This is a genomic window from Chryseobacterium sp. Leaf394, assembly GCF_001424105.1.
Lineage (GTDB): Bacteria > Bacteroidota > Bacteroidia > Flavobacteriales > Weeksellaceae > Chryseobacterium.
In genome coordinates this window covers 4,621-18,810 of sequence record NZ_LMQH01000015.1, presented here as the reverse complement: position 1 = coordinate 18,810, position 14,190 = coordinate 4,621, and the positions used below count along the sequence as shown (strand labels likewise).

Genomic DNA, 14,190 nt, shown 5'->3' with positions numbered 1-14,190 from the left:
TATTATGAAAAATATTTTCACAGTTCTAAGCATAATATTGATAAGTATTATTTCATGTTCGCAAACTGATAAAAAAAATAAAAAAAATATGAATGAACCAGTATTGACATCCAAAAATTATGTCGAAACTATATTAGGACAAGTAAAACATTTTCCAAAAGAACCTGTTTATCAAGTTTTTGTTAAAAATTCTTTATGTCTTTATGAGGTATTAGTTAATGATTTTCCAATTGCCAAATCTTTTACATACAATCAGGATATATTGCCTTTCGATATTAATACAGCAATACTTCAAAGCGGCAAGCAAAAAATAACTTTAAAGATATATCCTGCTCCGGAAGAGTTTACTAGATCTGGAGAAGTTTTGTCTCCCAATACAACTTGTAATTTAGAAATCGTTTATGTAGACAAAAAAGACCCACAGTATAAATATGTACCCGTTTCAGATTTTAACCTTCCAACCAAAATACGAATGGCAGGAAAAAATAAAAATGTTGCAATACCTGAATTTGAAGGAGAAGGAAGAAAATATTATGAGATAACTTACGAGTTTGAAGCAAAGATTCCTTATGAGAACGATGGTTGGAGCAAAGCGCAAGATTTAACAAAATTAGATCAGAAAAAATTAGAAGAAGCAACTTTAAAATTTTATCAAACCCAATTGAACTCTATTAGGAATAAGGATGCTGATAAAATATTTTCGCATTTATATCAAAAAGAGAAAGAAACTTCACAAGCATTATTTAGTGACGAAAAAGACTTACTTAAAATAAAAGATACTTATTTGAAGCCCTTCACTATAAATACTTTTGTTCTGGAATCAATCGAAGATTTTGAATTTAAAATCTTTGGAAATGGAAAATTAATTGCTATGTTACAAAAAAGTACTGACCCAAGATTGAGAAGTAATTCGGCATTATGGGGGAAATACAAAAACGAAAAAGGGAGCACAATTGCAAATTTTAGAAATTATTATTTATATCTTCCCGAAGGTAAAAACTTGGAAGATGGTCTTGAAGTAATTCGCTGAATAAAAGCAAATTTAGTTAAAAAATGATGAATACGTTACTACTATTAAATATACTGCCGTTCATGATTTCTTGTAATAGAAAAGAAACAAAACCATCACAAAATAAAATGATAAATTTAAAATTGATATTATAGAATTTATTAGTTACAAAGATAAAAATGATGAGGCTTACTTAGTTGTTAAAGAAGGTGAAAAGAGTTTATCTTTTGAATTTCCAGACTTTACTGACCGTCATTTTAACCGAGGTGATTTATTAGAAATAAAATGGAGCCTATCTAAAAATAAGGATTCCTTCCCCTTATTAATTTCGATAAAAAAGATCAAAGACGGTATAACTTGTAAATTTCTTAAAGAAAATAAAATTTGTATACAGTATACTTGAAAGTCCCAGCTCAATGGTGGATTTATTTCAAAATCATATTCTATCGTAGAGTATTACTTATCTGTCATGCAGAATAAAAGAGCAAAACAGGCGATACTCGATTTATCAAAAAATGATAAAAATTCTGACGCCAAAATTGGAAATAAAATAAGACTATATTGTTGAAAAGGATGCCATCATCGATGGGAAAAAATCAGGAGTATTGGATATTGGAATGTTCACGTATGGAAGTAGTAATAACGGGCAAAAGATTCAAAACAGATATTACGAAACCGAAACTTATAAGATTTTTTAATTAGATTCAAATAGTCATAAGCTTTCAGAAATGTAAATATCTGCCAGCACGACTTTTAAATCTTAATTTTCGCCGTACTTAATTATGCCATTCGTTGGGATAAACCCCTTTATGCTTATTTTTTAAACTTTTAGCAAGCAGTTTCTAAATCTGTCATAAAAAAGAGCATCGAAAAATTCCGATGCTCTAAATTAATCATTGTAAAGTATATTATTTCTCCCACTCCTTCTCAATCTCCTCAAGAGATTTTCCTTTGGTCTCAGGAACCCATTTCCAAACAAAGAACAGGGACAAAACACTCATCACCCCATAAAATCCGTAAGTAAATGCGCCACTGAATTCCATCATAAAAGGATAGGTGGAAGAGATTAAATAGTTGGCTGCCCATTGAGCGGCAACCGCAATCGCAATCGCACTTCCTCTGATTTTATTCGGGAATATTTCTGAGATTAAAACCCAGCAGATCGGTCCCCATGACATCATAAATGACGCAGTGTAAACAATGATAAATACCAAAGTGCCAATTCCGATAATCTGATAGTAGGATAATATCGCAATCGCAAACATTCCAATCGCCATCCCGACAGAACCTGTGATTAATAAAGGTTTTCTTCCCCATTTATCCACGGTGAAAATGGCGATAACAGTAAATACAACGTTCACCAATCCCATTACAACGGTCTGCAGCATCGATGAATCTTTGTGAACACCCATACTTTCAAAAATTCTCGGAGCGTAATATAAAGCCACGTTAATTCCCACAAACTGCTGGAAAACAGAAAGTAAGATTCCAATCACGATCACAGTTTTCCCGAATGCAAAAATTTCACTCTTATGTTCAACGACAGTACTTTTTATCTCGGAGAAAATTTCTTTTCCACGCGCTTCACCATTGATTTTGGTTAAAATTTTCAGTGCTTCTGCATCTTTATTAACGAATGTCAGATAACGCGGCGTTTCAGGAACGAAAAACAGAAGAATCCCGAATAGGGCAGAAGGAATCGTCAGTGACAAAAACATATATCGCCATCCGATTTCGTTGATCCATTCTACGGTTTGTCCGCTTGCGATACCCCAGTTCACAAAGTACACCACGAGCATCCCGAAAATAATGGCAAACTGATTCAGTGATACCAGTTTACCACGTATTTCGGCAGGTGCAATCTCACCAATGTACATCGGGCAAACCGCCGAAGCCAGTCCTACACCGATTCCACCAATGATCCTATAAAAATTAAATGCCAGCAAAACACCCATAGAGTGTTCGCCGTGTTTGAAGAATAAAAATTCAGGATACGCCGCTCCCAAAGCACTGATGAAGAACAGAAATGCCGAAAGCATCAATGATTTTTTTCTTCCCAGCTTCGTAGAGATCATTCCGGAAATAGCGCCACCGATGATGCATCCAATCAATGCACTCGAAATGGTCGCTCCGTGCGCCAGTGAACTCAATCCCAAAGGAATGATGAGATATTCCTGAATTGATTTCTCGGCGCCGGAAATTACGGCGGTGTCGTATCCAAACAAAAGCCCTCCCAAAGTGGCGACCAATGTGAGTACAGTAACGTACAGCATATTGATCTGCGCCTTTGTTCCTGAAGAATATTTAGGACCGGAATCTATTATTTGCATAGTTTGATTTAGTTTTAAATGTTAGAAAATGATAAATATCTTTATCAATTAGACTCGTTGTTTAAATTTTAAGGACTTTTCTTACCCCAACCCTAAAGGGAGGAAAAGTCCTTAAAATTCATCAAAATTACACCCTTTAGGGCAGGGGAATTAATTTTGATGAATTTTTTGAGAATCGTTTTCTTGAGTTAAAAGATGATTTATCTTAAAAAATTTTATAAATACTGATTGATAATGCTCTCAAGATATTCCTGCTTTCCGCTTTCTCTTCCAACTTCACCCAATCCTTGAGCGTAAGTGGCAAGATCTGTTAAAGATAAGCTTCCGTTTTCGAAATCTTTACCTTTTCCAGAATCAAACGATGAATATCTGTTGGTTCTGATCTCAGAATATTTTGATTTTTCTAAAATTTTATCTGCAGCCAGGAACGATCTTGCAAAATTGTCCATTCCGCTGATGTGAGCGATGAAAATATCTTCTAAATCGGTTGAGTTTCTTCTGATTTTAGCGTCGAAATTTACGCCTCCGCCCTGGAAACCTCCTGCTTGAATGATCACCAACATCGCCTGAGTCATTTCATATAAATCTACCGGGAACTGATCTGTATCCCAACCATTCTGGTAATCTCCTCTGTTCGCGTCGATGCTTCCCAAAACATTGTTGTCAGCCGCCACCTGAAGTTCGTGTTCGAAAGTATGTTGAGCCAAAGTAGCGTGGTTTACTTCAAGATTTAATTTAAAATCATTCAATAAATCGTACTGACGGAGGAAATTTAAACAGGTTGCAGCATCAAAATCGTACTGGTGTTTTGTAGGCTCCATTGGTTTTGGCTCGATGAAGAAAGTTCCTGTGAATCCCTGAGCTCTTGCATAATCTTTAGCCAAATGTAAAAACTTCGCCATGTGCTCCTGCTCACGCTTCATATTGGTATTTAGAAGTGACATATAACCTTCACGGCCGCCCCAGAATACATAGTTTTCTCCACCTAATTTTATCGTAGCATCCAAAGCATTTTTCACCTGTCCACCTGCGTACGCCAAAACGTCAAATGAAGGATTGGTTGCCGCACCGTTCATAAATCTTGGGTTTGAAAAACAGTTTGAAGTTCCCCAAAGCAATTTTACACCAGAAGCAGCCTGCTTTTCTTTAGCGTAATCAGTAATAAATTCCAGTCTTTTGGTAGATTCTGTAAAGTTATCTGCCTCGTCAATCAAATCGTAATCGTGGAAACAGTAGTAAGGAACGCCTAATTTTGTGAAAAATTCGAAAGCCGCATCCATTTTTTCTGTTGCTCTCTGTTTTGCATCAGAAGCAGTTAACCAGTCAAATTGCTGAGTTCCTGCACCAAACGGATCTCCACCGGTTGCACAGAATGTATGCCAATAAGCAGATGCAAACTTGAAATATTCTTTCATCGTTTTTCCACGAACGACCAAATTTTCATCATAAAATTTGAATGCCAACGGATTATCTGATTCTCTTCCCTCAAACTTGATTTTTTCTATTCCTTTAAAGTACTTTTTGTTTCCTGTGATAACTGACATATTTTTTATATTTTAAATTTATTGTAACCGATTGCACTTTACAGTGTTATTTTATCAAATACTTTTCATAAAATTTACACTATATTTCTTCAAAACCGTAAATTAATGTGGTTTAAACTAAATGTAAAAATTCTCTGGTAAAAAACGAACGTTAGTAAAATTTTTTTGTTTTTAATGCCAGAGAGCTTCTCAAAGCCTTTATTAACAGGGATTTGTAATTATGATGTTAAGCGGAAGTGAAATCAATCTAAACTGAATATTAAATTTTATGTGTGCGGAAATGTTCGTCTGCTTTCCACATTTTCTGACCTTGTACCCCGATTTTTTGTCTGAAAATGAAAATATGAGGTTATGCTTATCATAAAAAATACGATAAACATCATTGTGATATTTATCGTATTTTAAATTTAATGGAAAAAACAGAAAATCTTTTAAGAAACTTTCCACGCCGCTTCCAAAGCAAGCTCAATCATAGGTTTCAACGCCGTTTCTCTCTGGTCCGCAGAGATCATTTCTTTGGTCGGAATAATATCTGAAACCGTAAGAATGGTTGCCGCATTTTTACCTAAATGTTTTGCATTGGCAAATAATCCGAAAGCTTCCATTTCAACGGCCGGACAATTGTATTTCTCAGCTATAGCAGGAACTGCAGGATCTTTTCTGTAAAAAATATCGCTGCTGTGGATATTTGTTGCTCTGGTTTTCAAACCTAATTCTTCTGCGGTTTCATTGATGACGCTGTAGATATTTCCCTGGTTTGAAAGAATTTCTTCCTCAAATCCCCATGCATACTTTGCATAAGTACTTTCGCTTGCGGCGTTTTCTACATTCAGAAGATCAAAAAGTTTTACATCTGAAGAATATCCTCCGCATGTCCCGATTCTGATAATGGTTTCCACTTCATATTCTGTAAAAAGTTCAAAAGAATAAATCCCGATACTTGGGAAACCCATTCCGCTGGCTCCAACGGTAATTTCCTTGCCTTTATATGTTCCGGTGTAGTATAAAATACCTCTGGTCTGGCTGACTAATTTTGGGTTTTCAAGAAAGTTTTCTGCAATATATTTCGCTCTCAAAGGGTCTCCGGGCTGTAGAACCACTTTTGCAATTTCTCCTTTTTTAGCGCTGATGTGTATGCTCATACTGTTGTTTTAATGATGGCAAAGATAATGAATCTCTGTAAAGTTGCTTGGTTCAACACCTTGAAATAAGTTTGAAATTTTAATTTATAATCATTAATTTACTTTGTAGAAGAGCTTTTCTTTTATCTGGTTTTTTTTATAAAAATTTTCATTATTAAATGTTTGTATCGAAATTTATATCAAACCTTTTGCCCAAAGATACGTTGAAGCACCTTTCTGTTCCGGCTTGATGTTATTTAGGGGCGAAGTGAAACTGATGCTTCCCGTCACGAGCACCCATCCGGTTTCTTCTGCGGTTTTAAATTCAAAAGACTGCATTTCTGTTTTTTCTGATTTAGAAATATGAAGGGTAAGAGTTGCAATATTTTTCACGTTGATGACCGGAGCATTGAGGTTGGTGCTGATGATACTGATAGTAAGTTCTGCTTTGGTTGCCTTCGCCGGTGCTTTTATTTCTTTTCCCCAAGTGAGAGCAGGAATTTGAATGGTTACTTTACCATCAGCATTCACATGGAATTCGGGAAAGAATCTTACGCACTGATCCCAGTTAAAATCTCTGTTAAAGTTGTAGCCCACTAAAAACTGTGGATCTGTATACTCCAGTTTTATTTTGTTCTTTTCCAGATCAGTTTGTCGGGCTGTACGTCGTAATTGAGTTCTGTGAGAAGGAGCGTATTTTGTACTGGTAACCAAATTTACTTTTGCCATTAATTCTGCCCGAAACTGTTTGTCCACCGTGCTTACCATCCCAAAAGCAGTATAGGATTTTTTGGTATTGTCAGTTTGTTTCGGATCTTTTCCTTTGGCTTTAGCATAAGACCTGTCACCATTGTTGACGAAAATAATGTTTCCAATTGCTCCACTGAGATTTCCGTTTTTTTTGAGTCTTGCCATAATTGTGCTTTTAAGGTTATACTTATTTTGGTAACTGTCTTTTGTAAATGGAAGAAAGCTATTTTTGAATCCCGCTGAAACTGTATATCCGTCACTTAAACATTCATATGCTTTTCTCCGTTGTTCCTTTAATAAAGATAAATAAAAAATCCATATTAAATCCATAGTGATTCCATAATTTTTATGGACTTGCTATGGATTTGCTATGGACTTACTATGGAGTTGTGTGTTATTATTCTGTTGGAATTTTCGTGTTGAAATAATTAAAAGTACAAATGGAAATTGAGATTTACAAGAAATCAAGCGGGCTTTTTACACACAGTTTACTGACATCAGTGATGTGGGTATAAATTTCTGTAGTTTTAATATTATTGTGTCTAGGCAGTTCTTTGATAATTCTGATGTCGGTGCCATTTTCCAGGAGGTGGGTAGCATAAGAATGCCTTAAGGTATGTACAGTTGCCGGCGAGTATATTTTTGCTTTTTTCAGTGAATTTTTAAGAATCTGCTGAACGCTTCTGGGTGAATATTGCCCGCCGGTCTGCCCTTCAAACAGAAACAGTTTGGGTTTGTATTCCCTGTAATAATCCCTTAAAATATCTACAAGTTTCTGTGATAGTGGAACAATTCTGTCTTTGTTTCCTTTACTTTGTTTTATGAGCAGAAGATTTTCTTTTGATTTTACATCAGAAATCTGAATACCAATCGCTTCGCTAAGTCTTAAACCGCAAGAGTAAATAGTGGTAAGAATGGTTTTATGCTTTAGATTTTCGGTAGCATCCAGAATTCTTTTCACTTCATCTTTGGTAAGAAATTTTGGAAGTTTATGCTCTTTTCTTTTGGGATACAAATGGCTGAGGTCAATTTTTCTGTGAAGTACCTCTCCGTAGAATTTAGTAATGGTTGCCATCATTGCTTTTTGATGAGACTGACCGATTTTCTTTTTGTCTACAAGTCATACAATAAAATCTTCAAGCTTTTTTTCTGTAATTTCTTCAGGTTTAAATTTGGATGAAATTTTAAGAAAATAATTCAGGTTTGATATATAATTCCTGATGCTGTTTTCAGAATATCGCTGCATGGTAAGAAAGGTTTTGAACCGTTCTGAATAATTATTTTCCATCATTAAATAAGTTTTAGTTGCGTAAAACTAAAAGTAGTGAAAAATAATAATATGGTAATCAGTAAATTACAAACTTTTAAAAAAGGATTGGCGCAACTGTATATATATTGTTTTGGCGCATTGCGTATATTTGGGTGTTATAGCCAATTTTAGAAAGACGACACCGTGACAAGAAAAGGACTTATATGGACAATTATAGTTTGGGTTATTTTGACTCTTATAAACTACTACTATATGAATTTTTTCTTTTTAGCATTTATATGGCTAGGACTGACTTTGACACTTTTAATACTAACAATAACTCAATTAGTAAAAACAATTAAAGAAAGAAAAACATTATCAAAAGTTCGTGTTGCAAAACTTGTGACATTTTCGATACTCTTTCTTTTGACGCTTTACCGACATAAAACTAATCTTGCAATAGAAAAAGTAGACTGGTTCATTCTTGAAAACAAAAGAAATGAAATCGTAGAACAAGTAAAAAACAAAGAACTAAATCCAAATGTAAGCTGGAATGGTTGGGTTTGTGAATTGCCTTTTGAATTTCCAGTTGTTTCAAACGGTGGAAATGACATTGGAATATCAAAAAATAAAGAAAATAATGGAACAACTGTAACATTCTGGGTTTTCCGTAACTTTTTTGACTCACCTTCGACACATTTTGTATATACCAACGACCCTGAGGAAATAACAAGATTAAATAAAAAAGTTGCTGAACAACCAGCTGATAACTGGAAAATCAAAGAAAATTGGTACAGAAAATATGGCGACTAAAAAAACTGGCTATAACAAGGGTTTTGCAATAGTGGGGTGAAACTGCAAAGTTCAACAGTTGTTCTTCGGTTCAACATTTGCGCAAAATTGAGGTTTTGTACTTCTATTGCCCCACCATCGCAAAGCCCCAAAACGTTAGCGGTAATGCTAAAAACGACACTCAATGACAACATCAGAAAAATTTAAAGTTTGGTTAGAAACAATCTACATCTCTGACAAGACTAAAAAGCCTTTGACAACAGGAACGCAATATGTAACAGGACTAAATGCGCTTAACAAACAATTCAATTTGCCTGGAGATGGTATTTATGATATTAATACCAATCTTAATCACATTCGCAATCTAATTGACAAACCAGAAAATTTTCAAAAAGATTATTCAAGTCATTTTAATGCGTTTGTAAAATTTAGAGACTATTATATTGAAAGAAACAACAAAAATAAAAAACCTTTACAGCGACAAATTGACGTTTTCAAAAAGCAACAAGTAGAAATTTCTGCAATTGAAACTACAATCAAATACTTTGAAGGTTTAGACTACATAATTATATCCAAAGAAAAAGATAACGTAGGCTGGGACTTAGAAGCAACAAATATTAATGAGACACTTTTATTAGAAGTGAAGGGTTTATCTGGAAGTATTACATCAATAGAATTAACACCTAACGAATATAAAAACTCAAAAGAAAAACAAACTCATTATAAGCTGTGTATTGTTACTAATGCTTTAATCAATCCAAAACTTGAAATCTTTAGTTTTAATTCCGACAAAAACATTTGGACAAATGAACTTAATGAAACATTGCAAATAGAGGAAAGAATTGGAGCAAGAATGTGGAAACAATAAGCACTACCGCTAACAAGGGTTTTGCAATAGTGGGGCGAAACTGCAAAGTTCAACGGTATTTCTTCGATTGNTTTTGTGCAAAATTGAAGATTTGTGCTTCGATTGCCCCACCATCGCAAAGCCCCGAAACGTTAGCCGCAATGCTTACCACACGATTCCAATTAATAATTTAATACAAATTATTTAAATGAACATCTCTATAATAATTGACAAATCTACATTCCAATCATTAAGTTTTGAAGAAATATATAGATTAAGTTGCTATTATAAACATATTATTACTCCAGTGCTCACAATGGAAATTTTGGGCGACTTAAAGAAAGAAGTACAAGAAGGAAAAACACCGTCATCAGAAAGAGTTAAAGATTTTGCAAATAAATTGTTTCCTATGGAGACAATTGTAAATTCCCATTATAAAGCTATTATAAAAGGAGAGCTTTTAGGAACGCCTGCTTCACTTGATGGTAGACCTCATGTGGATATTAAAAAGGCCGTTGCTTCCGAAAGTGGAATGAAAGGTTTTTTAATTAATGAATCTGAAGAAGAAAAGTCTATTTATAAATGGAGAGAGGGGAATTTTACAGAAGCAGATCATGAACTATCTGCACTTTGGCGGATGACAACAACGCAAGAGGATTTGCTTGAGCGATTAAAAAAATCCTTAAAATCGGATGCGTCTCCAAAATTTGCGGACTTTGATGAACTTGATAAATATGTCTGTAAAGTTTTAGATGAACCTCTTATCCAAGAATTTCTATTAATTAATTTGCTTGAAAACTACGATATTGACCCTAGTTCAGGTGTACAAATTTTTGGAAGGTGGAATCAAGTAGGAAAACCAATGATAAAAGAATTTGCGCCTTACGCTTTTCATTGTTTGAGAGTTGACACATTATTTCTTTTTGGCTTGACAAGTGACTTAATTGGTACTAGACCAACTAATCGAGTAGATTTAGAATATCTCTATTATTTACCTTTTGGACATGTTTTTACATCAAACGATAAAGTTCATAAAAAACTTGTCCCTCTTTTACTTAGAGATGAACAAAAATTTATAGTTGGTCCAGATCTAAAACAGGACTTAAAAAATATTGTCGAATTTCTGAATAATCTTGAAATCGATGAGAGAAGAAAATATAAAAATGTTCCGCCAATTATTGAGTCATCTTTCACTTTTCAACTTTGGAAGGAATTCTTCAATTATCCAATAAAAAGTAATTGGAACAGAGAAATTTCAGAAGCTGAACAAGAAATGATGAAAGAGAAAATGCGAGAATTTGAAAAGGCATTAGATGGTGATAATATAGAACTAGAATCAAGTGATGATGCAGAATTTATTCTTAAAAAATCGTGGCTAAGCAAAACTGATCCGTGCTATTGTGGAAGTGGTAAAAAATTGAATGAATGTTGTATTCCTGATGATAAATTTAAAGAAATAGCTATAAAGCAGATTAAAGATCAGATAAAAAAAGAAATTATAGAATCTTATAGCAACGTTGACCATGTAAGATTTTCTCATGCAACTAACACAAATTTGCCGGCAATAATATTTGTATATAAAATAGCAAATTTAGACCCTAAAGGACTTAATGGTCTACTTCGTTGCTTCAAAGATGAAGAGTTAAAAATAACAGCTACATTAGAAGGAAATTTAATAACATTTTCTTTTATTGAAAATAATGGGAATGAGTTTATTACACTAGAACCTATTCCGTGTAGTTTAAAGCAATTAGAAAGTTTCCTATTAAAGGACTATAAACAAATTTGTGTTTTGGATGGATTACTAAATCCACAAAATCTAAGAGATGTGATTATAATTATTCCAGAGGAAGGAGCTTCACCAAGACAAATATTAATAAATGGATTTAAAATATAAAGCATATGCGGCTAACAAGGGTTTTGCAATAGTGGGGCGAAACTGCAAAGTTCAACGGCAGTTCTTCGGTTCAACTTTTGTGCAAAATTGAGGTTTTTTGCTTCGATTGCCCCACCATCGCAAAGCCCCGAAACGTTACCAGCAAGCGTATCACGACACCGCTCCAAAATAAAAACATAAAACTGGAAAAAATGATTTCAACCAAAGAACTAAATTTACCTGACAGACAAAAATTGCAGACAATTTGCAAAGCAATTTCTGTTTTAGACGCAATTCTTGAACAAGAATGGGAATATCGTTATTATTCATACAACAACAAATGGGCAGACAACGAAGAATTTTGCGAAATGCGAAACGGTTCGGGCGACCAAATGCTAATTTTATTTAGACAAGATGGCTGTGTAATAAATGGATTTGCTCACGAATATCAACAGCAAGAAAAAGAGAAACTAACAAAAGATTTGCCTTCTATTTTTGAAGAATTTATTTTTGGAGAACCTGTAAAAACAATCGGAACAACATTTTGCGTTTGGACAACAGAAAATAAAGATTGGCGAACTGGACAAATCGAAAGTTACGAAGACAATTCTGACGAAATGTTGAGCATCTTTGACGGAAATCCACAAACTTATGTTGATTGGGCAACAGAATATTTTGACGAAAGTTTTATAGAAAGTGGAATTCCATTGGAAACCGTGACAGAAATTTATAACGGAAAAACTTTGACAAAAGAAATGGTTCTGACAATCGTTGAGGAACTTGAAGATTGGAAACAACTTGAAGACGATTTAAATGAAATTGGTTATCCGTATAATTTTAACTAATCGAAAAAACGCCTGCTGGTAACAAGGGTTTTGCAATAGTGGGGCGAAACTGCAAAGTNCTTTTGTGCAAAATTGAAGATTTGTGCTTCGATTGCCCCACCATCGCAAAGCCCCGAAACGTTGGGCGTCATTATAACAGAAACACCGTGATAAACTTTACACTTAAAGAATTTGACAAAATAAATCCAGTTGGACAAGAACCTGACTTGCGTTTGAGTTGGTTTTGGTTGACAGATGGGGATTTATGGTTGAAATTTGGCGACCATACAATTTATGAATACTCAAAAGAAGCAATGCAATACTTCGGTGACAAACCGACACCATATAGTGACTATTACATTGTTAGATTTTTAGAAGACTTCACACAAATTTTTGAGAAAATAGGTGAACCAATTCCAGACAAGTTCTATAATCTGACAGAGAATATCAAGCAATTTAACGACAACGCAAAAAAATGGCTTGACATTTATGATACTGACGAAGACAAACACAACGACTTTTACTTTGAAGAATATGACAAATTAATTTCTTGGACTTATGAACGACTTTTTGACTCTGGTCATTTAATTGGTGGACCTCATTTATCTTTTTTCAGAAACAGCGACAAAATAAGAATTGTTTGGGACGTAGAACACAAATTGGACAACGGCATTAATTTGTGGACAGCAAAAGATGGAACTTACGAAATGAATTTTTCAGACTTCGTAGAGGAGATAAAAATATTTGGAGAGCATTTTTTTACAGCAATGGACAAACAAATAGCATTGACACTTGAGAAAAAATGGGGCGACATAAAAGTTGATAAAATACATATTACTAAAGAGCATAAAGAGAGAAAATTGGAGTTTGAAAAAAATGTTTCGTTTCTTGAACAAGGAGTAAAAAGTGAAACAGATTGGACAGAAATTGAAGAATTATACGAACGAATGACAAACGAAATAAAATAACGAACGCCCAACAAGGGTTTTGCGTCAGGCGGGCTGAAGTGCAAAATTCAACGGCAGTTTTTCAATTGAACATTAGTAATAATATCGGCTTTTGTGCTTCGATTTCCCGCCCGAACGCAAAGCCCCGAAACGTTGTGCGTAATTTTCCCAAACAATATGGATAAACAATTACTGAATAAAGATGTAACAGAAGATAACTTGAATCATACCTTTAAGAACATTCTTCTATTAGAGAAATTGTTTATTCTCGAGATTAAGAAGATTTATGAAATCGAAGAAGGAATCAGTGAAATTAGTCACTATATAATGTCTATAGCAAATAGAGCAATATCTTTAAATCGTGGATTTGTAACATTAGCACAAAGTAACAATTATCAGGCAGCTATTTCTTTAATGCGACTTCAAATAGATAACTGTTTAAGACTTTATGCATTAAGTTTACATATTAGTCCAAGTGAATTTTATAAAAGTGTATTAAAAGGTGAACATATTAGAAATCTAAGAGATAGAGATGGCAATAAAATGACTGACAACTATTTAGTAAAGAAAATTGACAACATATTTCCACAATTTGAATCCTTGTATAAAACACTAAGTGGACATATTCATTTTTCGTCAGAACACTTTCTTTTCAATAATAAAGTAGAAGATGGAATCGTCTCAATTTCAGTAGGAAATATTGAAGATTTAGACATTTCAAAAAAAGTTGACTATTCATTTAATATGTGTATAGTTGGTAAAGATCTTTTATCATTAATTGCTGAATATAGAACTGAAATATCAAAGTAAAAAACTACGCACAACAAGGGTTTTGCAATAGTGTGGCGAAATTGTAAAGTTCAGCGGTTGTTCTTCGGTTCGACATTTGTGCAAAATTGAG

The 14,190-nt window shown here is 34.0% G+C and carries 13 protein-coding genes; 7 read left to right on the top strand and 6 right to left on the bottom strand.

Translation table 11 applies throughout. From position 1 onward, the window contains the following. Nucleotides 1-4: 4 nt before the first annotated feature. A complete protein-coding gene (locus tag ASG21_RS19525; protein ID WP_056084872.1) occupies nt 5-1,030 on the top strand; it encodes a hypothetical protein in 1,026 nt (341 codons plus the stop codon). Nucleotides 1,031-1,917: 887 nt separating this feature from the next. Here the strand turns inward: ASG21_RS19525 and xylE are convergent. From xylE to ASG21_RS20660, 6 genes are all read right to left on the bottom strand, one after another. Further along, nucleotides 1,918-3,339 carry a D-xylose transporter XylE gene (xylE, locus tag ASG21_RS19520; protein ID WP_082482479.1) on the bottom strand — a complete coding sequence of 474 codons (1,422 nt, stop codon included), beginning with the start codon at nt 3,337-3,339 and terminating at the stop codon, nt 1,918-1,920. A 215-nt stretch (nt 3,340-3,554) separates the two neighbouring features. Continuing rightward, nucleotides 3,555-4,883, bottom strand: coding sequence for a xylose isomerase (xylA, locus tag ASG21_RS19515; RefSeq protein WP_056084869.1), 1,329 nt, complete (start codon nt 4,881-4,883; stop codon nt 3,555-3,557). Between the two features lie 431 nt (nt 4,884-5,314). Further along, the gene (gene deoD, locus ASG21_RS19505) at nt 5,315-6,025 is read right to left on the bottom strand and encodes a purine-nucleoside phosphorylase (RefSeq protein WP_056084863.1); all 711 of its coding nucleotides are present in this window, start codon (nt 6,023-6,025) and stop codon (nt 5,315-5,317) included. A gap of 174 nt (nt 6,026-6,199) precedes the next feature. Next, nucleotides 6,200-6,919 (bottom strand): hypothetical protein, encoded by a 720-nt coding sequence (locus ASG21_RS19500; RefSeq protein ID WP_128414375.1) that lies wholly within the window; start codon nt 6,917-6,919, stop codon nt 6,200-6,202. A gap of 289 nt (nt 6,920-7,208) precedes the next feature. Then, nucleotides 7,209-7,829, bottom strand: a complete 621-nt coding sequence (locus ASG21_RS19495; protein WP_241773543.1) for a tyrosine-type recombinase/integrase — start codon at nt 7,827-7,829, stop codon at nt 7,209-7,211. 45 nt (nt 7,830-7,874) lie between these two features. Then, nucleotides 7,875-8,045, bottom strand: a complete 171-nt coding sequence (locus ASG21_RS20660) for a phage integrase N-terminal SAM-like domain-containing protein (RefSeq protein ID WP_241773542.1) — start codon at nt 8,043-8,045, stop codon at nt 7,875-7,877. Nucleotides 8,046-8,276: 231 nt separating this feature from the next. Here ASG21_RS20660 and ASG21_RS19490 point away from each other — a divergent pair, with 231 nt between their 5' ends. The 6 genes from ASG21_RS19490 (at nt 8,277) to ASG21_RS19465 (ending at nt 14,099) form a co-directional block, all read left to right on the top strand. After that, a complete protein-coding gene (locus tag ASG21_RS19490) occupies nt 8,277-8,816 on the top strand; it encodes a hypothetical protein (RefSeq protein ID WP_056084858.1) in 540 nt (179 codons plus the stop codon). Between the two features lie 163 nt (nt 8,817-8,979). Continuing rightward, complete coding sequence (locus ASG21_RS19485) at nt 8,980-9,663, top strand: DUF3883 domain-containing protein (RefSeq protein ID WP_056084855.1); 684 nt, start codon at nt 8,980-8,982, stop codon at nt 9,661-9,663. A 187-nt stretch (nt 9,664-9,850) separates the two neighbouring features. Continuing rightward, nucleotides 9,851-11,539 (top strand): hypothetical protein, encoded by a 1,689-nt coding sequence (locus tag ASG21_RS19480; protein WP_056084852.1) that lies wholly within the window; start codon nt 9,851-9,853, stop codon nt 11,537-11,539. 191 nt (nt 11,540-11,730) lie between these two features. Further along, nucleotides 11,731-12,363: a hypothetical protein gene (locus tag ASG21_RS19475; RefSeq protein ID WP_056084843.1), complete on the top strand. Its 633-nt coding sequence runs from the start codon at nt 11,731-11,733 to the stop codon at nt 12,361-12,363. A gap of 59 nt (nt 12,364-12,422) precedes the next feature. Beyond that, a partial coding sequence (locus ASG21_RS19470; protein ID WP_241773541.1) for a DUF5984 family protein occupies nt 12,423-13,310 on the top strand: 888 nt, incomplete at its 5' end. A gap of 156 nt (nt 13,311-13,466) precedes the next feature. Beyond that, the gene (locus ASG21_RS19465; RefSeq protein WP_056084838.1) at nt 13,467-14,099 is read left to right on the top strand and encodes a hypothetical protein; all 633 of its coding nucleotides are present in this window, start codon (nt 13,467-13,469) and stop codon (nt 14,097-14,099) included. The last annotated feature ends 91 nt before the right edge of the window (nt 14,100-14,190 follow it).